General features: G+C 73.4%; 18 protein-coding genes. 4 read left to right on the top strand and 14 right to left on the bottom strand.

The window, feature by feature from the left end; all coding sequences use genetic code 11:
* Positions 1-129 precede the first annotated feature (129 nt).
* Positions 130-1,275 (bottom strand): PP2C family protein-serine/threonine phosphatase, encoded by a 1,146-nt coding sequence (locus tag IG05_RS0130870; protein ID WP_030347331.1) that lies wholly within the window; start codon positions 1,273-1,275, stop codon positions 130-132.
* 185 nt (positions 1,276-1,460) lie between these two features.
* On the opposite strand from IG05_RS0130870, the gene IG05_RS0130865 reads away from it, so the two are divergent.
* Genes IG05_RS0130865 through IG05_RS0130855 form a run of 3 tightly spaced genes read left to right on the top strand, consistent with a single transcriptional unit; the run spans position 1,461 to position 3,141 of the window.
* A complete protein-coding gene (locus tag IG05_RS0130865; protein WP_030347330.1) occupies positions 1,461-2,141 on the top strand; it encodes a nucleotidyltransferase family protein in 681 nt (226 codons plus the stop codon).
* Positions 2,138-2,413: a BON domain-containing protein gene (locus IG05_RS0130860; protein WP_030347329.1), complete on the top strand. Its 276-nt coding sequence runs from the start codon at positions 2,138-2,140 to the stop codon at positions 2,411-2,413. The genes IG05_RS0130865 and IG05_RS0130860 overlap by 4 nt, the downstream gene beginning before the upstream one ends.
* Entirely contained in the window at positions 2,410-3,141 is a 732-nt protein-coding gene (locus IG05_RS0130855; RefSeq protein WP_030347328.1) for a metallophosphoesterase family protein, read from the top strand. Before IG05_RS0130860 ends, IG05_RS0130855 begins: the two co-directional genes overlap by 4 nt.
* A gap of 27 nt (positions 3,142-3,168) precedes the next feature.
* On the opposite strand, the gene IG05_RS0130850 is transcribed toward IG05_RS0130855, so the two are convergent.
* From IG05_RS0130850 to IG05_RS0130815, 8 genes are all read right to left on the bottom strand, one after another.
* Positions 3,169-4,419, bottom strand: a complete 1,251-nt coding sequence (locus tag IG05_RS0130850; protein WP_030347327.1) for an MFS transporter — start codon at positions 4,417-4,419, stop codon at positions 3,169-3,171.
* A gap of 375 nt (positions 4,420-4,794) precedes the next feature.
* Positions 4,795-5,784, bottom strand: a complete 990-nt coding sequence (locus IG05_RS0130845) for an aldo/keto reductase (RefSeq protein WP_030347326.1) — start codon at positions 5,782-5,784, stop codon at positions 4,795-4,797.
* Positions 5,785-5,971: 187 nt separating this feature from the next.
* Complete coding sequence (locus tag IG05_RS0130840; RefSeq protein WP_030347325.1) at positions 5,972-7,198, bottom strand: cytochrome P450 family protein; 1,227 nt, start codon at positions 7,196-7,198, stop codon at positions 5,972-5,974.
* A gap of 64 nt (positions 7,199-7,262) precedes the next feature.
* The gene (locus tag IG05_RS0130835; RefSeq protein WP_030347324.1) at positions 7,263-8,474 is read right to left on the bottom strand and encodes a cytochrome P450; all 1,212 of its coding nucleotides are present in this window, start codon (positions 8,472-8,474) and stop codon (positions 7,263-7,265) included.
* Positions 8,471-9,097, bottom strand: coding sequence for a GTP-binding protein (locus IG05_RS0130830; RefSeq protein WP_420707640.1), 627 nt, complete (start codon positions 9,095-9,097; stop codon positions 8,471-8,473). The genes IG05_RS0130835 and IG05_RS0130830 overlap by 4 nt, the downstream gene beginning before the upstream one ends.
* Positions 9,078-9,425, bottom strand: a complete 348-nt coding sequence (locus tag IG05_RS0130825; RefSeq protein WP_030347322.1) for a DUF742 domain-containing protein — start codon at positions 9,423-9,425, stop codon at positions 9,078-9,080. The genes IG05_RS0130830 and IG05_RS0130825 overlap by 20 nt, the downstream gene beginning before the upstream one ends.
* Positions 9,426-9,436: 11 nt before the next feature.
* Positions 9,437-9,844 carry a roadblock/LC7 domain-containing protein gene (locus tag IG05_RS0130820; RefSeq protein WP_030347321.1) on the bottom strand — a complete coding sequence of 136 codons (408 nt, stop codon included), beginning with the start codon at positions 9,842-9,844 and terminating at the stop codon, positions 9,437-9,439.
* Positions 9,841-11,547: an ATP-binding protein gene (locus IG05_RS0130815; protein ID WP_030347320.1), complete on the bottom strand. Its 1,707-nt coding sequence runs from the start codon at positions 11,545-11,547 to the stop codon at positions 9,841-9,843. The genes IG05_RS0130820 and IG05_RS0130815 overlap by 4 nt, the downstream gene beginning before the upstream one ends.
* Positions 11,548-11,878: 331 nt before the next feature.
* Here IG05_RS0130815 and IG05_RS0130810 point away from each other — a divergent pair, with 331 nt between their 5' ends.
* A complete protein-coding gene (locus IG05_RS0130810; RefSeq protein WP_030347319.1) occupies positions 11,879-15,253 on the top strand; it encodes a pyruvate carboxylase in 3,375 nt (1,124 codons plus the stop codon).
* 99 nt (positions 15,254-15,352) lie between these two features.
* Here the strand turns inward: IG05_RS0130810 and IG05_RS0130805 are convergent, their stop codons facing one another.
* From IG05_RS0130805 to IG05_RS0130785, 5 genes are all read right to left on the bottom strand, one after another.
* Positions 15,353-16,333: an SMP-30/gluconolactonase/LRE family protein gene (locus tag IG05_RS0130805; RefSeq protein ID WP_030347318.1), complete on the bottom strand. Its 981-nt coding sequence runs from the start codon at positions 16,331-16,333 to the stop codon at positions 15,353-15,355.
* 176 nt (positions 16,334-16,509) lie between these two features.
* Positions 16,510-16,971: a hypothetical protein gene (locus tag IG05_RS0130800; protein WP_030347317.1), complete on the bottom strand. Its 462-nt coding sequence runs from the start codon at positions 16,969-16,971 to the stop codon at positions 16,510-16,512.
* Positions 16,972-17,066: 95 nt separating this feature from the next.
* Positions 17,067-17,843: a polysaccharide lyase family 7 protein gene (locus IG05_RS0130795; protein ID WP_030347316.1), complete on the bottom strand. Its 777-nt coding sequence runs from the start codon at positions 17,841-17,843 to the stop codon at positions 17,067-17,069.
* 121 nt (positions 17,844-17,964) lie between these two features.
* Complete coding sequence (locus IG05_RS0130790) at positions 17,965-19,179, bottom strand: chitinase (protein WP_030347315.1); 1,215 nt, start codon at positions 19,177-19,179, stop codon at positions 17,965-17,967.
* A 119-nt stretch (positions 19,180-19,298) separates the two neighbouring features.
* Positions 19,299-21,479: a TIM-barrel domain-containing protein gene (locus IG05_RS0130785; RefSeq protein ID WP_420707642.1), complete on the bottom strand. Its 2,181-nt coding sequence runs from the start codon at positions 21,477-21,479 to the stop codon at positions 19,299-19,301.
* Positions 21,480-21,924 lie beyond the last annotated feature (445 nt).

Below are 21,924 nucleotides of genomic sequence, written 5' to 3'. Positions count from 1 at the left end.
GAAGGGATGCCCGCCGCAGATTCTCGCAACGCCCCGGCGGGAAGGGCCACCCCGCGAACCGAACATCGCCGCACACGCAGGTGAACGCGAGCACCGGAGCGGGAACGGGACCACCGCCGGCCGCGCGTCTCAGCCGCCGCGGCCCGGGTCCCCGCGGCCGTGGTGCCGGCGGCGTTCGACGTGGGTGCGGTGTACCGCGATGAGCGCGGCGTCGTCGCCGAGCCGGCCGCCGACGTGGGCCAGCAGATCGCGTCGCAGGTGGTGCATCAGCGCCTCGGGGCTGTCCTCGGCCCACCGCACGACCCGGTCGGACAGCGGATAGAACCGGCCGTGTTCGTCCCGGGCCTCCACGACCCCGTCCGTGTACAGCAGCAGTGTGTCACCCGGCTCGAAGGAGAACACGTCCAGTGTGTGTTCGCTGCTGTCGTGCACCCCGAGGGGCGGCGACGGGTGCAGACTCGGGACCGTCACGACGTGTCCGGGGCTCAGCAGCAGCGGCGGCGGATGACCGCAGCTGGTCATCCGGGTGACCGGGTCGCGGTCCGGGATCTCCACGAGGAGGGCGGTGGCGAACCGCTCGCCCTCCTCCTCCGGGGTCTCCAGATCGGCCGCGTACCGGGTGACGCTCTGGTTCAGCCGGTTCGCCAGCTCGGCCAGCGGGATGTGCCGGTGGGCGCTCTCCCGGAAGGCGCCGAGCAGCAGCGCGGCCTCACCGATGGCGGGCAGCCCCTTGCCGCGGACGTCACCGATCAGGAGCCGGATCGCGCCGTCGCTCACGGTCGCCGCGTACAGGTCGCCGCCGATCTGCGCCTCGTCCTCCGCGGCCAGGTACAGCGAGGCGATCCGCAGCGGGCCGATCTGCTCGGGCAGCGGCCACATCAGCACGTGCTGCGCGGCCTCGGCGACGGTGCGGACCTGGGCCAGCTGGGCCTGCCGGCGCTGGCGCAGCGCGCTGTAGACGACGGTGAGCACCACCAGGACGGACAGGGTGATGAGCTGCACGACGTGGTTCGTGGTGCCGATCCCGCCGTGTCGGATGCCGATGAGCGCCTGGGCGGCCACCGCGAGCGCCCCGATGCAGGCCGTGGTCCGGGGCCCCGCGAAGGACGGGGTGAGCGCCGGCGCGATCACCAGGGCCGGCCCGAGGTGGACGTCGTTCGGGGACCGCAGGTCCACCACCGTGATCACCGCGATGAGCGCGACCGGGAGCACCAGCAGCGCGTGCGCCGACTGCCACGGCTGCCGTGGGCCCACGCGCCCGAGCGGAGGTGCCATGCCTCTCAGCTTGCGCCCGGGGCGGGTGCCGCGCACGTCACACCGGGTCCGCGGCGCCGGGACCCCGGCGCCCGTGGTGGCGGAGTGAACCTTTCCGGCGACGCCGTGTCGCGGGCGGAGCGCCGGGTACCCGTACGACCCCCCGGGGCCGCCGCCCGGGGTGCGAGGTGCCGAATGGAGAGGTCATGACGCACAACGGGGAGGACACCGCGCCCCTGACGCGGCCGGAGGTCACCGAACTCCGGCTCGCCTCGGGGCCGGACCCGCTCATGCCCGCGCACGAGCCGTCGGAACTGCCGCAGGACCGCAGCCAGGCCATCCTGGAGGCCACCAAGGCGATCGGCGCGCTGCTCAAACGCGCCGGCCATCCCTTCGCGCTGGCCGGCAGCGTGGCCGTCTACGCCCACGGCGGCAGCCGCTACCTCCAGCACGACGCCGACTTCGCCATCCTGCCCGACGACGCGGAAGCGGTGGCCGCCACGCTGCGCGAGGCAGGTCTCGGCGTGCGGACCCCGCCGGAGGACTGGCTGCTGAAGACCACCTGCCACGGGCAGAACATCGACATCATCTTCGCGCTGGCCCACCAGCCGGTCACCCGGGACATGCTCGACCGGGCGCACGTCCTGCCGGTCGACTCGGTGCTCATGCCCGTGCTCTCGCCGACCGATCTGCTCCGCAGCCTGATCAGCGCCTTCTCCGAACACTACTGCGACTTCGGATCGGTGCTGCCGGTGGCCCGCGCGGTCCGCGAGAAGGTCGACTGGGACACGGTCCGCGCGTCGTGCGGCGACCAGCCCATGCCCGCCGCCTTCCTCTTCCTCCTCGAACGGCTGAACGTGATCAACCCCCAGGAGGGGCAGCCATGACCGACACCAGCCCGCCGCCGTCGGCGGCAGGGAGCCTGGACTACCGCGTCGCCCACCTCGCCGAGCACCTGGCCGGCGGAGATCTCGCCGAGCTCGGCGTACGGCTCGAACTGCGCGGCGACACCGTCCTGCTCACCGGCACCGTGCCGTCCACCCAGTGCCGGGAGGACATCCTGCGCATGGCCCGCGAGGAACTGGCGGGGCACCCGGTCCACAGCGACCTGCTCATCGCCGGGACCTCCTCGCCCGACCACGGAGAGGACCTGACATGATCCGCGTCGCGGCCGTCGGGGACATCCACATGGGCCCCGAGAGCCAGGGCACCCTGCGGCCCTCCTTCGAGACGCTGCCCGAATGCGCCGACGTCCTGCTGCTCGCCGGCGACCTCACCCGGCACGGCACACCGGAGGAGGCCGCGATCGTGGCCCGGGAGATCAAGGACATCGGGGTGCCCGTCGTCGCCGTACTCGGCAATCACGACCACCACGACGAGCGGCCCGAGGAGGTCGCCGCGATCCTCCGGGACGCCGGCGCGCACGTCCTCGAAGGGCAGGCCGCCGTCGTCACCGCCGACGGTGCCCGGATCGGGGTCGCCGGCACCAAGGGCTTCGGCGGCGGCTTCGTCGGCCGCTGCGCCGGGGAGTTCGGCGAACCGCTCATGAAGGAGTTCGTGCGTTACACCCGCCGGTGCGCCGACGCCCTGCTCGGCGCCCTGAAGCACCTGGAGGAGCAGGACTGCGACGCGACGGTCGCGCTGACCCACTTCTCGCCGGTCCCGGACACCCTGGCCGGGGAGCCGCTGGAGATCTATCCGTTCCTCGGCAGCTATCTGCTCGCCGAGGCCATCGACACCGGCGGCGCCGACCTCGCGGTGCACGGCCACGCCCACGCCGGGACCGAGCACGGCATGACCAGCGGAGGCGTCCGCGTCCGCAACGTCGCCCAGCCGGTGATCGGGCAGGCCTTCCACGTGTACCACCTGCCCGGCCGGCCCGGCTGACACCGGCCGGCACCGGGGCCGGGGGCGTCAGGCCGCCGTCTGCAGGGCCGCGCGGCCGGTCATGTCGCCGTCCTTCGCGCACACCGTCAGCGGCACCGACGGCGCGGCGCGGCGGTGCACCAGCAGACCCGCGCCGACCGACCCGGCGATGAGCAGCCCGCCGGCCACCAGGGCGCCGCGCGCACCGGCCCACTCCATCAGCAGGCCCAGCAGCGGCGGCCCGCCCAGGCTCCACACCGTGCCGACGCTGCTCCACACCCCGAGCACCCGGCCCCGCAGGTGCGGCGGCGGGTCGGTCTGGAGCACGGCCGTACCGGCGGTGTCGGAGACGGACTCCACGATGGCCATCGGCAGGACCAGCACCAGCAGCACGGCCAGCGACGGGGACAGGCCCGCCACCACCTGGAGCAGCGCGCCCGCAGCCGCGAGCAGGCCCACGGTCCGCACGGACGGCCTGCGCAGCCGGGCGCCGAGGACCGCGCCGAGGATGCCGCCGACGGCCAGCACCGTGGAGACCGTGCCGAACGCCCCGGCTCCGCCGGCCAGCGGCCCGGTGACGAGGACGGCGAGCGTCAGGCCGTAGTTGCGGCCGAAGACGGAACTGAGCCCGGTGATGCCCGCCAGCGCGACCAGGCGCGGCCGGCGCGCGAAGAAGGACAGGCCCTCCCGTACGGTCATCGGCGCCGGGGCCGGTACCGTCCGCGGCCCGGCCGCGGGCTCCGGAGCGGCCCCCGGCGCCGGCCGCAGGAACGGCACCACCGCGGCCACGAACAGGAACGACAGCCCGTTGGCGGCGTAGGCGGCGCCCGTGCCGAGGAAACCGACGGTGATGCCGGCCAGGGCGGTCCCGGCCAGCCGGCCGGCGCTGTGCACCAGTGCGCCCACGCCGATCGCGGACGGCACGTCCGCCACCGGCACGAGATCGTTGCCGAGCAGCGCGCAGGCGGGCCCGTCGACGGTGGCGATGACGCCGGTCACCGCGGCCAGCACCAGCAGGGCCGGCATGTCGATCCGGTCCAGCGCCACCAGCAGCGCCGTCGTGAAGGCGACCGCGCCGAGCAGGGCCTGGCTCACGGTGACCGTCAGCTTCCGGGGCCAGCGGTCCACAGCCGCGCCGCCGAGCAGGCTCACGAACAGCGCGGGCGCGGCCTGGACCGACATGGACAGACCGGTCGCCGCCGCCGAGCCCGTGATGTGCAGCACCAGCAGGTTCTGCACGGTGAGCTGCATCCAGGTACCGGCGTTGGAGACGAAGTTCGCGGCCGACCACCAGCGCATGCTCCGGTACCGCAGGGAACGCCATGGCGAACGGGAGGCCGGGGCGGCTGGGGACAGGGACGTGGGCGCGGGCAGGGCAGAGGAAGAGGGCACGGCGGGGTACTCGACAACCAGGCGGTGGGACAGACCGGCGGTTCCCGTCGGTCCGGCGGCGTTGCACGGCCGGGCCGCCTGGTCAGGGCGCCGACCATCGTGGCAGACGGGACACCGCGGTCGCGCCACGGCGACCGGCCGCCCCGGCCGGCGTCCCCCGACCACCCGCGCGTGCAGGGCGAGTTGGGGCCCGCGTGGGGTTCCTCACAGCCGCCCCGCCGGCCCCGCCCGGACCGGCCGGCTGTGCCCTCGGCCACACCGGTTCCGCCCCCCCCGCGCCGGCTAGCGGTCGACCGTCCGCATCCCCGCCTCGTCGTAGCGCTCACCCGACGCCTGCGGCAGCTCGGCGTCGATGCGGGCCAGGTCGTCCGCGGTCAGCTCGACCGAGACAGCGGCGGCGTTCTGCTCCAGATAGGTGCGGCGCTTGGTGCCGGGAATCGGCACCAGGTCGTCGCCCTGCGCCAGCACCCAGGCGATCGCCAGCTGGGCCGGGGTCACGTCCTTCTCGGCGGCGATCTCCTTGACCTTCTCCGCCAGCCGCAGGTTGGCCTGCAGATGGGCGTCCGTGAAGCGGGGGTTCTGGCGACGCCAGTCGTTCGCGTCCAGCTCGTCCGGGGAGCTGAACCGGCCGGCGAGGAAGCCGCGGCCGAGCGGCGAGTACGCCACGAAGCCGATGCCCAGCTCCCGGCAGACGGGCAGCACCTCCGCCTCCACGTCCCGCGACCACAGCGAGTACTCGCTCTGCACCGCGGTCACCGGGTGTACGGCGTCGGCCCGCCGGATGGTCTCCGCGCTCGCCTCGCTCAGCCCGATGTACCGCACCTTGCCCTCGGCGACCAGCTCGCCCAGCGCACCGACCGTCTCCTCGATGGGCACGTCCGGGTCGACCCGGTGCTGGTAGTACAGGTCGATGTGGTCGGTGCCGAGCCGCTGGAGCGAGCCGTGCACCGAGGCCCGCACGTGCTCGGCCGAGCCGTCCGGCCGGCCGACCGTGCTCATGTCGCCGGGCACGGCGTCGTCCATCCGGTAGTTGAACTTCGTCGCGATCACGTACTCGTCGCGGTGCCCCTTGATCGCCTCACCCACGAGCGACTCGTTGGTGAGCGGCCCGTAGACCTGCGCGGTGTCGAGGAAGTCGATGCCCAGTTCGAGGGCGCGCCGGATGGTCGCGATGCCCTCGCCCTGGTCGGCGGAGCCGTAGAAGGCGGACATCCCCATGCATCCCAGCCCGATGGCCGATACCTGGAGGTCCCGCAGCCTGCGCTTCTGCATGGGAAATCCCTTCGTGCGTACCCGATCGTCGTTCCGGCGCGGCCCGTGGCCTTACTCCATCTAGCGACGGATCCCGGCACCCGGCATCCCGTGGGAGGGACCGTGCGCGCCGTCCGCGACGCTACGAGCTGGAGCGCTCTCGAAGTCAAGCCGCGCCCGGGGCCCGGCATGATCCGGACGACAGGCCTTAGGGACGCAGCCGCACGGGCAGCTCGAACAGGTCGTTCTGCGTGACCACCGGCTTGTTGCGCAGCTCGCTCGGCGGCACCGCCAGCTCCAGGCCGGGGAACCGTTCGTACAGCGCGGGCAGGGCCACCCCCGCCTCCAGCCGGGAGAGCGCGGCGCCCGGGCACACGTGCGGGCCGTGACCGAAGGAGATGTGCCGGTTCCGGGTCTCGCGGGTGACGTCGAACTCCCCGGCGGTCGGCCCGTGTGCGTTCTCGTCCCGGCCGATCGCCCCGTACGACACGATCAGCGCGTCCCCGGCCGGGATCACCCGGTCGCCGACCGGCACGTCCTCGGTGGCGAACCGGATCAGGACATGGGAGGTGGGGGTGGAGTACCGCAGGGTCTCCTCGATCACTGCCGGCCAGCCGGCCTGCCCGGACAGCACCAGGGCGCGCTGCCCGGGGCGGGTGGAGAGGTTGACGACGGCGTTGACGATCAGCGAGATCGTCGTCTCGTGGCCCGCCGCCACCATCAGCTGGAGCGTGGAGACGATCTCCTCGTCGGTGAGTCGGTCGCCGTCCTCCGACGCGAGGACCAGCGCGCTGGTCAGGTCGTCGCCGGGCGCGGCCCGCTTCGCCGCCACCGTCGCGGCCATGATCTCCGCCAGCTCGGTCAGGGTCGCGACGACCTCCTGCGGCGGGGTCTGCGTGGAGAAGAACTTCTCGAACAGCACCTTCAGCCGGGGCAGCCGCGCCTCCTCGATGCCCATGAGGTCGGCGACGACGTACATGGGCAGCGGGTAGGCGAAGGCCGCCTTCAGGTCGACGGTGGAGCCGTCGGCGGGCAGCGCGTCCAGCAGGTCCCCGGTGAGCTTCTCGATCCGCTCCCGCATCCGCTCCACCCGGCGCGGGGTGAGCGCCTGCGCGACCAGGCCGCGCAGCCGGCGGTGGTCGGCGCCGTCCACCGTGAGCATGGAGCGGCCCGGGTTGGCCAGGCCGATCAGCGGCCAGTCCGCGGGTATCTCGCCGCGCCGCCAGGCGCCCCACACGTTGATGTCCTTCACCAGCCGCGGGTCGGTGAGCAGCGCCCTGGCCTCGGCGTGGTGCGTGACGGCCCACACCGGGACCCCGCCGGGCAGTTCGACGGCGGCGAGCGGGCCGGCCGCGCGCAGCGCCGCGCTCTCGCCGTCCAGGTCGGTGACGAAGGGGTCCAGGGCGATGCGGGGTGCTTCGGTACCGGTCGTCATCGTGACGTGCCTTTCAGGGCGGGGTCGGGTACGGCGTGGGCGGGACGGCGGGGTTGGCGCGGGCTCAGCGGGCGGGTACGGGCGTGAACCGCACGGGCAGCCGGGTCAGTCCCCGCAGCCACGGCGAGGGCCGGCGGGCGAGGGAGCCGGCGGGCACCGCCAGGTCGATGTCCGGCAGCCGGTCCAGGACCACCTCGATGCCGGTCCGCGCGATCACCTCGGCGATCTCCTGCGCGGGGAACGGACAGCGGTGCTCGCCGTGACCGAAGGAGAAGTGCGCGTTGTTGCCGCCGGTCAGCGCGGAGGCGTCGGTGCGTACCCGCGGATCGGAGTTGGCCCCTTGCAGGCCGAGCAGCAGCAGGTCGCCGGCCTTGACGCGCCGGCCGCCGAGGCGGGTGTCGCGGACGGCCCAGCGGCCGGCCACGTTCTGCGTCGGCGTGTCCTCCCACAGGACCTCGTTCATCGCCTCGGCGACGCTGTTGCGCCCGCCGAACAGGGACGCGGCGAACCGGTCGTCGGTCAGCATCAGCCGCAGCGAGTTGCCGATCCAGTCCGCGGTCGGCTGGTGCCCGGCCGCCATCATCACCATCAGGTCCTGGGCGATCTCCTCGTCGCCGAACCCGCTGTCACCGGCGAGCATCCGGGAGACCACGTCCTGCGCGGGCTCCTTCTTCCGGTCGGCCAGCAGCTGCCCCATGGACGCGGCCAGACGGGCCTGTCCGGCCAGGGCCCGTTCCCGCCCGTCGATCATGTCGTTGAGGGCGGTCACCAGCCCCGGACCGTCCTCGTCCGGGAAGCCGTACAGCCGGGCCAGGACCCGCACCGGCAGCAGCATCGCGTACTGGGCGACCAGATCGGCCTCGCCCGCGGCGCACAGCGCGTCGATCAGCTCGTCCGCGAACCGCTCGGCGTGCCCGCGCAGTTCGAAGGGGTCCACCGCCTCCAGCGCGTTCGCTATCAGAGCCGCGCGCTGCCGGTGCCGCTCACCGACCGTGTACAGGATCGACGGCTGCCCACGCCCGATCATCGGCAGCAGCGGCCAGTCGGCGGGGATGTCGTCCCACTGGTTCCACAGGCCCGAGTCCCGGCTGAACAGCGCCGGGTCGCCGGTGACCTGGTGCAGTTCGCGGTAGCCGAGCACCAGCCAGGCCGGGACGTCACCGTCGAGCAGCACCGGCACCACGGCGCCGTGGTCGCGCCGCATCTCCCGGTAGAGCGTGGCGGGTTCGGTCTGGAACCGGGGTCCGCTGAGCGGGACGGCGTCGGGGGTGGTCACACGAGCTCCTGTAGGGGCGGGCCCGTTCGCACGGACGGGTCGGCGTACCGGTGCTTGACGTGCTGCACCAGCGTGATCAGCACCTGCTTGGCCGACTCCCGGGAGCGGGCGTCGCAGTCGACCAGCGGCACCTGCGGATCCAGGTCGAGGGCCTCGCGGACGTCCGCGCCGGCGCGGACCGGGCCGCCGAAGTCGTTGCAGGCCACGATGAACGGCGTGCCGTGGTGCTCCAGCCGGTCGATGGCGTACCAGGAGTCGTCGATCCGCCGGGTGTCGACCAGCACGACCGCGCCGAGCGTGCCGGCGAACAGCCGGTCCCACAGGAACCAGAAGCGTTCCTGGCCGGGCGCGCCGAACAGGTACAGCACGTTGCGGGCGTCCAGGGAGATCCGGCCGAAGTCGAAGGCGACGGTGGTGCCCGTCTTGCCGCGCACCTGCCGGACGTCGTCGACGCCCTCGCCGGCCCGGGTCATCGTCTCCTCGGTGTTCAGGGGACGGATCTCGCTGACGGAACGGACCAGGGTGGTCTTGCCGACGCCGAAGCCGCCCACGACCACGATCTTGAAACCCTGGTCGGCGGAGGCACCCAACGGGGTGCGCGCGTCAGAGGTTGCGGAGTCCAACGAGCACCTGCTCCAGGATGTCGGGGTCGGTGACGGCCGGCCGGTGCGGATGACGGGCGCTGACCCGGCCCGCCGCCAGCAGGTCGCACAGCAGCACCTTGGTGATGCCCACGGGCAGCCGCAGCTCGGCGGCGATCTCCACCACCGAGGTGGGGAACCGGGTCAGCTTCAGGATCGCCGCGTGCTCCGACTGCATCCCGGCTGCCGGCTCCGACTCGGCGACCACCAGGGTGACCAGGTCGAAGGGCGTGTCGGGGCCGGTCCGCGTGCGTCCCTGGGTGAGGGTGTACAGCCGGTCCGGGGCGTCGTCCCGGCCCGGACGGTGCATGCCCGGTCCGCTCATGACGTACGGGGCGGAGCGGTCAGGTGCTCCCCGAGCTGCTCCACCAGTTCGCTCATGTTGTGCCCGACGACTCCGGCGTCCGCGTCCTCCGCGGCGATCACGGCCAGATGGGCGCCGGCGCCCGCCTCCACGATGAACAGCACACCGCCGTAGAACTCCGTCATCGCCGAGCGCACCCCGCCGGTTCCGTCGCCGAACTCCACCGAGGCGCCGTGCGAGAGCGACTGGATGCCGGCGGCGATCGCGGCCAGCTGGTCGGCCCGGTCGACGCTCAGCTCCGGCGTACGGCACAGCTTCAGCCCGTCCCGGGACAGCACGAGTGCGTGCCGGGCCCCCGGGGTCCTCTCCAGCAGTCCCTCCAGGAGCCAGGTGAGCTTGTCGTCGGCGGTGATCGGGCCGGTCATGAGGTGGTGTCGCCTTCCGGGTGCGCGTGCGGGTGGGAGGGGTCGGGGCCGGTGGGCCGGCCACCGCCGGACGAGGGGTCGCCGGCCGGCTCGTCCGGCGCGGGGGTGTGCGGGGCAGCGGCGGTACGACCGTCCCGTACGGCGTCCCGCGCAGGACCGGCCGTGAGGTCGTCGGGGGCCGTGCCGTGATGCGGGTCGGGTGCCGCGGAGCCGGCCCGCCGGTCCGGTGCCATGGACGCGGGCGGTGCCGGGTCGGGCTGCCGGGGGCCCGGGTCGGAGGGCCGTACCGCCTGGCGGAAGCTGCTGAAGCGGGCGACGCGGGCCTTGGCCGCGCCGGGGGCCGGTGCGGTGCGGGGCGCGGCGGTGCCGGACGCGGCGGTGCCCGGCGCGGACCGGGCGCGCTCGGCCTCGGCGAGCGTACGGCCCCGGCGGCGCTTGGGCAGTCCGGCCGGGCCCTCCTCCGGCGGCGCGGCGGACTCATGGACCACGGCGGTGTCCACGGCGGCCGGCGCCGTTGCCGGCGGGCTGCTCACCGGGGGCGGGGTGGCGGCGGCCGGCTCCGCCGGGGCGGGACCGGTCAGGATGGCCTGCGGAACGAGCACCAATACGCCCGTGCCCCCGCGCGCCGACGGCCGGAACGACACCTTCAGCCCGTGCTTGCGGGCCAGCCGGCCGACCACGGCGAGCCCGAGCCGGGTGCCGGTGAGGCCGCCGAGGCCGGTGATGTCACCGGAGACCGCCCGTTCGGCCCGGCGCAACTGCACCTCGCCCATCACCAGCCCGCTGTCCTCCACCGACACGATGACACCGGCCGGCACCTCCTCCACGTAGACGTGGACCTCGGCGGTCGGCGGCGAGAAGTTCGCCGCGTTGTCGAGGAGTTCGGCGAGCGCGTGCATCACGCCCTCGGCGGCGTGCCCGGCGACGAAGGCCTCGCTGACCGAGTGCACCCGGATCCGCCGGTACCCGGCGATCCGGCCCATCGCGCCCCGCAGGATCGACTCCATCCCGATCGGCCGCGCCCACCGGCGGCCCGAACGCGCCCCGGTGAGCACGGCGACGGAGTCCGCGAGCCGGCCGGCCTGGGCCGTGCGGTGGTCGAGGTGGAGCAGGTCGGCCAGCACGTCCTCGTTGGTGTGCCGGTCCTCCATCGCCCGCAGGTCGGCGAGCGTGGCGGTGGCGAGGGCCTGCATCCGGGCGGCGGCGTTGGAGGTGGCGGACAGCGCGGTGGCCCGTTCCCGACGGGCCCGCTCGGACTCGCCGGTGAGCCGGGCGTTCTCCTGCCGGAGCCGGTCCAGCTCGTGCGCGGCCTCCTGGTCGAGACGGGCACGTTCGGCCGCGAACGACTCCGTCAGCTCCGTGCGCTGCCGGGCGAGCTCGTCGATGAGCCGCTGCTGCTCCCGGCTCGCCTCCTCGGTGCTCCGGGCCTGCTGCCGCAGGAGCCGTCCGATGTCCTGGGTGGCGCCCTCCAGCCTGCGCCGGGCGGTGCGCGCGGTGTGCAGGGCGTGCGCGGCCGTGGCCACCGCCGCGCTGAGCACGACGGCCGCCGCGCCCGTGCCCCAGGCGAGCGGGGTGCGCACCGGGCCGGGGGCCGCCGCCACGGCCGCGCAGACCGCGAGCGCTGACAGCACACCGGTCACGGCGAGGGCGGAGGCGAACGGACGGAGTGAGGGGCGGTCGCCGGGGTGCGTGGGCGCGGTCATCGGTCCGGTGGGGTCCTCGCGGCAGAGACGGCTGACACTGGAGGTCAAGTGGCCGTAACTATACGAGAGTTTGTGATCGAAACAGAACGGTTCCGTGTTCTTTGCGTCGTGCTGCGAGACCGTGCCGGAACGGTTGCAGAGCATTCGGGTGAAACGGGTCCCCGCGCCCGCCCACCGGGTCGGCGTGCCCCTGTGGCGCCGGCCACCCCGTCGGTGTGATGGTTTTCGCACCTCGACCCGTGCGGGCACCCCCTAAGGTGGCCGCGAGTACGGCAGGGCGTGGCTGACACCAGGGTGTTCGTCGCCGGCAGGCAGCTGAAGGGAATCCATGATGTTCCGCAAGGTGCTGGTCGCCAACCGTGGCGAGATCGCGATCCGCGCGTTCCGTGCGGGCTACGAACTCGGCGCGCGCACCGTCGCCGTGTTCCCGCACGAGGACCGCAACTCGCTGCACCGGCTGAAGGCCGACGAGGCGTACGAGATCGGGGAACCGGGGCACCCGGTGCGGGCCTACCTCTCCGTCGAGGAGATCGTGGCCGCGGCCCGCCGGGCGGGCGCCGACGCCGTCTACCCGGGCTACGGCTTCCTGTCGGAGAACCCGGAGCTGGCCCGCGCCTGCGAGGAGGCGGGCATCACCTTCGTCGGCCCGAGCGCGGCCACGCTGGAGCTGACCGGCAACAAGGCCCGCGCGGTCGCCGCCGCCCGCGCGGCCGGCGTACCCGTGCTCGGCTCCTCCCAGCCCTCCACGGACGTGGACGAACTGGTGCGGGCCGCCGAGGAGATCGGATTCCCCGTCTTCGTCAAGGCGGTCGCCGGCGGCGGCGGGCGCGGCATGCGCCGCGTGCAGGACCCCGCCCAGCTGCGCGAGTCCATCGAGGCCGCCTCCCGCGAGGCCGCGTCCGCGTTCGGCGACCCGACCGTCTTCCTGGAGAAGGCCGTCGTCGAGCCCCGCCACATCGAGGTGCAGATCCTCGCCGACGGCGAGGGCAACGTGATCCACCTCTTCGAGCGCGACTGCTCGGTGCAGCGCCGCCACCAGAAGGTCATCGAGCTGGCCCCCGCGCCCAACCTGGACCCGGACCTGCGCGACCGGATCTGCGCCGACGCCGTACGCTTCGCCCGCGAGATCGGCTACCGCAACGCCGGCACCGTGGAGTTCCTGCTCGACCGCGACGGCAACCACGTGTTCATCGAGATGAACCCGCGCATCCAGGTCGAGCACACCGTGACCGAGGAGGTCACCGACGTCGACCTGGTCCAGGCCCAGATGCGGATCGCCTCCGGCCAGACCCTCGCCGACCTGGGCCTCTCCCAGGACACGGTCACCCTGCGCGGCGCCGCCCTCCAGTGCCGGATCACCACCGAGGACCCCGCCAACGGCTTCCGCCCGGACACCGGCCGGATCAGCGCCTACCGCTCCCCGGGCGGCTCCGGCATCCGGCTCGACGGCGGCACCACCCACGCCGGTACGGAGATCAGCGCGCACTTCGACTCCATGCTGGTCAAGCTCACCTGCCGGGGCCGTGACTTCCACGCCGCGATCGGCCGGGCCCGGCGTGCCGTGGCCGAGTTCCGCATCCGCGGTGTCGCCACCAACATCCCGTTCCTCCAGGCGGTCCTGGACGACCCCGACTTCCAGGCCGGGCGCGTGACGACCTCCTTCATCGAGCAGCGCCCCCACCTGCTCACCGCACGCTCCTCCGCCGACCGCGGCACCAAGCTGCTCACCTACCTCGCCGACGTCACCGTCAACAAGCCGCACGGGCAGCGGCCCGACCTGCTCGACCCGCTGACCAAGCTGCCGCCGCTGCCCGCCGGCGAGCCGCCCGCCGGCTCCCGCCAGCTGCTCGTCGACCTCGGCCCCGAGGGCTTCGCCCGGCACCTGCGCGAATCGCCGACCATCGGTGTCACCGACACCACCTTCCGCGACGCCCACCAGTCCCTGCTCGCCACCCGGGTGCGCACCAAGGACCTGCTCGCCGTCGCCCCGGTCGTCGCCCGCACCCTGCCGCAGCTGCTGTCCCTGGAGTGCTGGGGCGGCGCCACCTACGACGTCGCCCTGCGCTTCCTCGCCGAGGACCCCTGGGAGCGGCTGGCCGCGCTGCGCGAGGCCGTCCCCAACATCTGCCTCCAGATGCTGCTGCGCGGCCGCAACACCGTCGGCTACACCCCGTACCCGACCGAGGTCACCGACGCCTTCGTGCAGGAGGCCGCCGCCACCGGCATCGACATCTTCCGCATCTTCGACGCCCTCAACGACGTCGGCCAGATGCGCCCCGCCATCGAGGCCGTGCGCGAGACCGGCACCGCGATCGCCGAGGTCGCCCTCTGCTACACCGCCGACCTCAGCGACCCGGGCGAGCGGCTCTACACCCTCGACTACTACCTGCGCCTGGCCGAGCAGATCGTGGCGGCCGGCGCGCACGTCATCGCGATCAAGGACATGGCCGGCCTGCTGCGCGCCCCGGCCGCCGCCAAGCTGGTCTCCGCGCTGCGCCGCGAGTTCGACCTCCCGGTGCACCTGCACACGCACGACACGGCCGGCGGCCAGCTCGCCACCTACCTCGCCGCGATCCAGGCCGGGGCCGACGCGGTCGACGGCGCGGTGGCCTCCATGGCCGGTACGACTTCCCAGCCGTCGCTGTCCGCGATCGTCGCGGCCACCGACCACTCCGAGCGGCCCACCGGTCTGGACCTCCAGGCGGTCGGCGACCTGGAGCCGTACTGGGAGGGTGTCCGCAGGATCTACGCCCCGTTCGAGGCGGGCCTCGCCTCGCCGACCGGCCGGGTCTACCACCACGAGATCCCCGGCGGCCAGCTGTCCAACCTGCGCACGCAGGCCGTCGCGCTCGGCCTCGGCGACCGCTTCGAGGACATCGAGGCGATGTACGCCGCCGCCGACCGCATCCTCGGCCGCCTGGTCAAGGTCACCCCGTCCTCCAAGGTGGTCGGCGACCTGGCCCTGCACCTCGTCGGCGCCGGCGTCTCCCCGGATGCCTTCGAGTCGACCCCCGACAAGTTCGACATCCCCGACTCGGTGATCGGCTTCCTGCGCGGCGAGCTGGGCACCCCGCCCGGTGGCTGGCCGGAGCCGTTCCGCACCAAGGCGCTCCAGGGCCGCGCGGCGGCCAAGCCCACCCCCGAGCTGTCCGCCGAGGACCGCGAGGGACTGGCCAAGGACCCGCGGGCCACCCTCAACCGGCTGCTGTTCCCCGGCCCGACCCGCGAGTTCGACACGCACCGGCAGAGCTTCGGCGACACCAGCGTGCTGGACAGCAAGGCCTTCTTCTACGGCCTGCGCCCGGGCAAGGAGTACGCCGTCGACCTGGAGCCCGGCGTCCGGCTGCTGATCGAGCTGCAGGCGGTCGGCGAGGCCGACGAGCGCGGCATGCGCACCGTGATGTCCACGCTCAACGGCCAGCTGCGCCCGATCCAGGTCCGTGACCGGGCGGCGGCCTCCGACATCCCGGTGACGGAGAAGGCCGACCGGTCCAACCCCGGCCATGTCGCGGCACCGTTCGCCGGTGTGGTGACCCTGGCCGTCGCCGAGGGCGACGAGGTGGCGGCCGGCGCGACGATCGCCACCATCGAGGCGATGAAGATGGAGGCCACGATCACCGCTCCCCGGGCGGGCCGTGTCTCCCGGCTGGCCATCACCCGCATCCAGCAGGTGGAGGGCGGCGACCTGCTGGCGGAACTGGGCTGACGGCCGCCCCGGCCGCCCCTCGCACGGGTCGCGGCCGGGGCCGGCCCGGGTGCCCGGACCGGTCTCCTCCTGCCCCCGGCTGTCCCGGGCTGACCCCGGCTATCCCCGGCCGATGAGGTGGCGCAGGCGGGAGAGGAGGAGGTTGGGGTCCCGCCGGGTGGTGAGCGCGGAGTTCGGCACGTAGACGGTCCGGCCGCGGACGGCCACGGAGGTCGGGTCGGACAGGCCGTCCCGGGCGGTGAGCACGTCCGTGACGGTGCCGTCCGGCCGGATCAGGACGACCTTGCCGGCGGAGTCGAGCGCGGCGAGCACGCTCCTGCCCTGCCCGGGGAAGCAGAAGTCGTCGATGCCCGGGAGCGCGTCGGCCCGGGTCTCGACGGGACCGGCTGAGCCGTCCGGGCCGACCGGGATGCGCAGCAGCGTGCCCCGGTCGCTGTTGGACACCCACACGGAGTCCCGGCGGACCTTGATGCCGTCGGCGCCGAAGCCGCGCGCGGCCGGCGCCGGGAGCGGGGCGAGTGCCCGGCCCGTCGCCCACGCCGTGGCCGTGCCGCCTTCCTGCGGGACGCGCCAGATCGTGCCGCGCACCGAGTCGGCCGCGTAGAGCACGCCCCGCCGCTCGTCGAGGGCCAGCCCGTTGGGCAGTCCGTCGGCCGGCAGCGCGGCGATCCGCTGCGGTGCGCCGCCGTCGGGGGAGAGGCGCCAGATGCCGGTCGCGTCGGTGCCGGTGGCGTAGCCGACGTACAGCGTGCCGTCCTGGGCGCGGGCGATGCCGGTGACGGCGGCTCTGTGCACGAGCGGGGTGGCCGGGTGCGCCACGGCGGGCAGGGTCGCGCGGACCTGGGTGCGGCCCTCCGGGGTGACATGGGCGATCTGCCGGGCGAAGGCGAAGGTCAGGTCGGCGGAGCCGTCGCGGTCGAGCGCGATGTTCTCGGGTGTCTGCCCGGCGGCCAGGTCGAAGTGGGCGAGGACGCGCGCGTCCGTGACGAGCGGCTCGTGGCCGGCGGCGGGCGCGGCGGCGAGGAGGCCGAGCGCGAGTGCGGCCGTGGCGGCACCGGTCAGCCGGGGGAGTCGGGGCATGTGACCTCTTTTCGGTCGGCGCGCGAGGCGCCGGCGTGCGGGGCCACACCAACATGACGGGCGACGGGTCACCGGTGGCGGGAGCCGGGCCGCGGGATCGCCCGCGCGGCCCACCGCCGCGCGCCCCACCGGACGCGCCCGGGTGACACCCGGTCCGGGACCGCCGGCCCCAGCCGTCAGTCCCAGAGCGGAAGCGTCATGACCTGCTGGAAGCCCTCCGGACGGTCCTTCTGGTAGGTCAGGCTCATCCGGGTGTAGTGCTGGACGCCCGGCTGCTTCTTCCAGGGCCGGGTGTCGTCGAGCCGGACGGTCACCGGGTACGCGCGGAAGCTGCCGGCCGCGCAGTACGGCTTGCAGTCGTTGACCATGTTGACGCCCTCGGCGGTCGCGTGGTCCGGACTCCACTGCGACCAGTGGAGTCCGGTCAGCCGGCTGTTGCCGTCACCGCAGGCCAGGATGAAGTCGCCGGGCCGGACGGTGCGGTGCCAGAAGCAGTCGACCAGCACCGGCTGCGCACCGCCGGCGTGGGCGGGGGGCGCGGTACCGGTACTCGGCGGACTGGCCGTGGCCGTGGTCATGGCCGCTGTGAGCAGGGCTCCCGCCACGAGGGCCGCCGTTCCCACCACTGATCCGCGCATGGTCGCTCCCACCCGTCGTACTGTGTCCGACCGCGTGCACCCGACGCTACGGCCGTCCCGCCGTTTGCACCAGTCGCGCAGGTAGGGCCGTTTTGTCAGCCGTGGGAGACGGTCAGCCCGTAGAACGCCACGCGGGCGCCGTCGGTGGTGCTGTCGGAGGAGGACTGGTTGTAGGAGCCGGCCTTGAAGTACTGCCTGTACGGCTTGAAGGCGGACGGGACGGCGTACCGGCTGGTGGTGCCGTTCACGGTCAGCTCGACGGTGTTCCCGCCGGTGACGGCGATGGTGTAGCTCCAGGTTCTGCCGAGGGAGACATGCCCGACGGGGTGCTGGGTCTGGCCGCCGGACGGCGAGTCCTCGGTGCCGAGGACGATGTCCCCGTTCGCGTGGTAGTACAGCTCGACCAGCGGCTTGGTGGAGGAGCCGCCGGAGCCGAGGTGGATCTGGCCGACGCACACGTTCCTGGTCACGGACACCACCCGCAGGGTCGCGCTCATCCGGTGGCTGCCGGCGAGCGCCCAGTCGGCGGGGGAGCCGTCGCGGTTCGTCTCGCGCAGCTCGGAGCGGGCGTAGTGGGAGTTCGGTGTCGTGACGCCCTTCTCGGGCGCCCAGAAGGTCATCGCGCCGTCGCGGGTGTCGGTGTAGAAGTACGCGTCCTGGTAGCCGTTCGGGCCCTGGAGCCGGGAGGAGGGGATGGTGGTGGGCTTGCCGGGGGAGCCGACGGGTTCCTGGAGCTGCCAGACGGACAGGTCGAAGTTGCCGCCGGGCGCGACACGCGGGTCCGCCGCGTCCGCGCCGCCGGTGCCGAGTGCGGTGAGGGCGACGGCGAGGGCCGCCGTGGCCGCCGCCGTGAGAAGCCGTGACCGGGTCATGTGGGGGGTCCTTCCGTCGGACCGGGATGCGTTCAGCACGCTGAACGCTGAACGCATCCTTGGTCGCCGATGACCCGTGAAGCTAAAGGTCTGAACCAGACACGTCAAGAGGGCGACCGTGTCAGCAGGCACCCTCGTCCTGCCAGGGACCCCACTGCGAGGCGCCGGGCGCCTCGTTCTGGGTCCACCACTTCGCCTTCCAGTTGTGCTTGTCGTACGAGACCTCGTTGCCCTGGGTGTACACCGCGCTCGCGCTCCAGGCCGGCTTGCAGGAGGCCGGCGTGGGCGTGGGCGTGGGGGTGGGGGTGGGGGTCGTGCTCGGCGGGGTGGCCCCGGCGAACGTCACCGAGTACTTGGCGAAGTCCCACGCGCTCTGGGCCACGCTCGAACAGGTGCCGGACGTACGGCCGCCGTTGTCGGCCGGCGTGCACTGCCGGTCGCGGTTCAGCGACCAGAAGGTGAACCGGTCCATGTGGTGGCTCGTGGCGTAGTCCAGCACGGTCCGGAAGTCGGCCTGCGTGAAGTACTCGCCGGTGTCGCTGCGGCCGTTCATGCCGGAGAAGCCCTCGTGGGCGTATGCGGTCGCCTGGTCCCAGCCGAACGTGGACTGGAGGACGGAGTTGAAGTTGGTGAGCGCGCCGGTCTGGCTCGCCGCGCCGTTGAAGCCGCCGTCGAACGGCATGATGGAGAAGTTGTTCGGGGTGAAGCCCTGCGACTTGGCCTCCAGCAGCATCTGCTTGCCGAACCAGCCGGTGCCGTCCGCCGTGCCGGCCGTGGTCACGGAGACGTACAGCCCCGGGTTGTTCTGCTGGAGGATCTTGGCGGCGCCGATCTCGTTGTGGATCGCCGCGCTGTTCTCGTACTCCGGCTCCTCCAGGTCGAAGTCGATGGCGTGCAGGCCGTACTTGGTGATGACCTGCTGGTAGGCCGCCGCCGTGGACGCGGGGTCGGCGCAGGCCTGGCCGAGCTTGGTGCCGCCGTAGCCGCCGATGGAGACGGAGACGTCGCCGCCCTTGGCGCGGATGGTGCCGATCACCGACTGGACGGCGGTGTCCGAGGCGACCGGCGCCGTGCCGCCCCAGGTCGGCGTGCAGCCGCCGCCGTTGGGGGCCAGGACGAACGCCAGCTGGAACGCCTTCAGACCGGTGGCGTCCATGATGGCGGCCGGGTCCGGCGGGTCGTTGTCCAGCGGCATCAGATAAGGGGCGGCGGCGTACCAGCGGTTGCTGAGCGCACCGGCCGCGCCCGAGGCGTTGCCCGCGACCAGCGCGGTGCTGCCGGCGGCGGCGAGGGTGACGGCCGCCGCCGCGCCCAGACATGCCCGAAGACGTCTCACGTGTGCCTCCAGAGGGTGGGGACCCCAGAGCGGGGAGCCCCACCCTCCGGGACTGTTGCGGTCACGTCAATAAGTTGGACTAGACCAAAGCTCACTTTGGACTAGACCATGCGATTCCTTTACCTTGCGGCCCTCGGGCCGGCCAGCCGCAGGGTGAACCCGCGGTCGAGCGGCAGGCCCGGCGTGCTGACGGTGGTGACATGGGTGCCTGCGTCGTACGACCACGCGCTGTCCGGCAGCCGGCGCCCGTCGAGCAGGACCCGCGCGGGGGCGGTGCCGCCGTGCACGGTGAACCGGTACGTCCGGGTGGCCGGCTTGCCCGCGTAGTCGCCCCTGCTCGCGCCGACCGTCACGGTCGTACCCCGGGCGCCGGCCCGCACCGACACCCGCTGCGTGGCCGCCGCGCCCTCGGCGAAGTCACGGGTCACGCCGTCGTCCTCGTACAGCGTGTAGCGACCGGTGCCGTGCGCGGCCGGGTACAGGTCCCAGTCCAGTTCGTGCCGGTCACGGGTCTGCCAACTCGTGGTGCCCTTCGGCCACATGGGCACGATCGCACCCTCGCGCACGAACAGCGGGAGGGTGTCCAGCGGGGCGTGGTAGCCGTTCAGTGTGGCCGGGCCCCGATAGGTGCGGCCGGTCCAGTAGTCGGTCCAGGTGCCCTTCGGCAGATAGATGCCGTCACGGGTGTCAGAGTCCTGGTAGACCGGGGCGACGAGGAAGTCCGGGCCGGACAGGAACTCGTACTTCGCCTGCGCGCCCAGGGTGTCCGGATCGTCCGGGTACTCCAGCCACAGCGGGCGCACCGCGCCCACACCCGTCCTCGCGGCCTGCGCGGACAGCGTGTACATGTAGGGCAGCAGCCGCTCCTTCAGCTGGAGGTACGTGCGGTTGACCGAGGTGTACGGCTCGCCGTCCCGCCACGGCTGCTGGTCGGCGGGCTTGCCCGTGGTGAGGTCGCCGGCCCAGCCGTCCATCGTCATCACGGCCGGCAGGAACGCCTTCCACTGGAGGTCGCGGGTGTACATCTCGGCGTCGTGGCGGTAAATGCTGCCGATGTCACCGGTGTTGTAGGCGATGCCGGACATCGTCGCCCCGGCGTACGTCGGGATCTGCCAGCGGATGTAGTCCCAGGACAGCTTCTGGTCGCCGCTCCACAGCACCCCGCAGCGCTGGGCCCCCGCCCAGGACACCGGCAGCCAGACGAAACCGCGGGCGTCGCTGTTGTCCTCGATGCCCTTCTTGGCGGCGTCGCAGGCGTCCAGCGCGAACTTGTAGCCGTTGCCGACCCAGGCCACGTCCAGCTTGGCCACCCGCTGACCGGCCTTGACCTGGCCGGCGAGCTTGTCGATGCCGTCCTGGGTCCACAGGCCGAGCTGGGCGTGGTGGTCCTGGAGGCCCCCGGCGGTCTGCTCCAGGTTCTCGTACCCGCAGCCGTACCCGTCGTTGACCAGCATCCAGCCGAGCGGCATCCGGTGCTCGGTGTAGCCGTCGGCGATCTTCAGCGCGTCCAGGGTGTGCCGCTCGCCCCGGTTGGCGTTGTGCAGGTAGCAGTCGGAGTCGCCCGGTTCGAGGCCGTACACCGGCGGCATGAAGGGCCTGCCGACCAAGGCCGTGTACTTGCCGATCACTTGCTTGGCGTCACCGAGGAAGTAGTAGGCGTCCAGGCGCCGTTCCTGCTGGCCGGTCGTCACCGGCGAACCGAAGGTGTACACGCCCGGCGCGAAGGTGTTGCGGAAGACGCCGTAGCCAGCGCTGGAGAGGTAGAACGGCTGCGAGTTGTTGTAGCCGCCCTCGTTCCAGTCGAAGCTGTTGGCCACGTACATGGTCCGGCCGCGGTGCGAGAAGCTGCCGTTCTGCTCGCCGCCGCCGAAGAACTGCTCGTCCGCGCCCCGCGCCAGACTCTGCCGCATCCCGCCGGTCGACCAGCGCAGCGGCTTGTCCTCCTGCCAGATCCGGGTGCGGTTGTCGGGCCGGTACAGGCCGAACCGCAGCGGCTTCTTGTACACCCGCAGCACGGCCTCGGGCGAGCGGACGCCGTAGTAGTCCCCGGCGTCGAAGGACGAGGTGTGCCGCTGGAGCGCGGGCTGCTCGCGCACGATGGCGGTGCCGGCCGGATCGCTCAGCGCGCCGGACGGGTCGGCCTGGAGCCTGAGCCGGCCACCCGTCAGGAAGTCGGCCCGTGCGGTCAGTTGTCCGGCGGCGACGGTGTAGCTGCCCCCGCCGCCGGAGAACGACGTGAGGTCGCCCGCGTCCGTGGTCGCGGGCAGGTAGGCGGTGCCGGCGAAGGAGTTGTCGTGCACGTCGTACGGCACCACGAGCAGGTGGTAGGTGCCCGAGGCCCGGGGGATCACCGTGGCCTCCGGGTCCGCGGTGCCCGCGCTGGAGGCCACCTGTTTGCCGTGGTCGTCGTAGACGTAGAGGTCGAAGTCGTCCGAGGGGTGCTGCCAGGTGACGGACAGCGGGATGCCGCCCTCGGGGTTGTCGTCCCAGTAGCCGTCCGGCACCGAGACCGTCAGGTCGGAGCGGGCACAGACCGCCCCGCCGGGGTCGGCGGCGGCGTCGGGACAGGTCTCGGGCCCGCCGCCGGTGCCCTTGGCGTAGACCGGGCTCTGCCAGCTGACGCTGCTGTGCGCCGGGTCCAGTACGGCGCCGGCCGCGGGGGCGGCGGCCCTCGCCGGGGCGGCGAGCGCCGTCGCGGCCAGGACGCTCGCCAGCCCCAGCGGTATCCAGGCCGGCCACGGCACA

Origin of the sequence: Streptomyces sp. NRRL S-1022, assembly GCF_000720135.1 — a bacterium.
GTDB lineage: Bacteria > Actinomycetota > Actinomycetes > Streptomycetales > Streptomycetaceae > Streptomyces.
The sequence above is the reverse complement of the archived record's forward strand: the minus strand, read 5'-3'. Positions and strand labels throughout refer to the sequence as shown.

Bases quoted from the DNA above. Each gene is read 5' to 3' on its own strand.
- IG05_RS0130795 (WP_030347316.1), bottom strand. From the start codon at position 17,843: ATGACCCGGTCACGGCTTCTCACGGCGGCGGCCACGGCGGCCCTCGCC.
- IG05_RS0130840 (WP_030347325.1), bottom strand. From the start codon at position 7,198: ATGACGACCGGTACCGAAGCACCCCGCATCGCCCTGGACCCCTTCGTC.
- IG05_RS0130805 (WP_030347318.1), bottom strand. From the start codon at position 16,333: ATGCCCCGACTCCCCCGGCTGACCGGTGCCGCCACGGCCGCACTCGCG.
- IG05_RS0130865 (WP_030347330.1), top strand. From the start codon at position 1,461: ATGACGCACAACGGGGAGGACACCGCGCCCCTGACGCGGCCGGAGGTC.
- IG05_RS0130855 (WP_030347328.1), top strand. From the start codon at position 2,410: ATGATCCGCGTCGCGGCCGTCGGGGACATCCACATGGGCCCCGAGAGC.
- IG05_RS0130850 (WP_030347327.1), bottom strand. From the start codon at position 4,419: ATGCGCTGGTGGTCGGCCGCGAACTTCGTCTCCAACGCCGGTACCTGG.
- IG05_RS0130820 (WP_030347321.1), bottom strand. From the start codon at position 9,844: ATGACCGGCCCGATCACCGCCGACGACAAGCTCACCTGGCTCCTGGAG.
- IG05_RS0130845 (WP_030347326.1), bottom strand. From the start codon at position 5,784: ATGCAGAAGCGCAGGCTGCGGGACCTCCAGGTATCGGCCATCGGGCTG.
- IG05_RS0130810 (WP_030347319.1), top strand. From the start codon at position 11,879: ATGTTCCGCAAGGTGCTGGTCGCCAACCGTGGCGAGATCGCGATCCGC.
- IG05_RS0130800 (WP_030347317.1), bottom strand. From the start codon at position 16,971: ATGCGCGGATCAGTGGTGGGAACGGCGGCCCTCGTGGCGGGAGCCCTG.
- IG05_RS0130870 (WP_030347331.1), bottom strand. From the start codon at position 1,275: ATGGCACCTCCGCTCGGGCGCGTGGGCCCACGGCAGCCGTGGCAGTCG.
- IG05_RS0130825 (WP_030347322.1), bottom strand. From the start codon at position 9,425: ATGCACCGTCCGGGCCGGGACGACGCCCCGGACCGGCTGTACACCCTC.
- IG05_RS0130860 (WP_030347329.1), top strand. From the start codon at position 2,138: ATGACCGACACCAGCCCGCCGCCGTCGGCGGCAGGGAGCCTGGACTAC.
- IG05_RS0130815 (WP_030347320.1), bottom strand. From the start codon at position 11,547: ATGACCGCGCCCACGCACCCCGGCGACCGCCCCTCACTCCGTCCGTTC.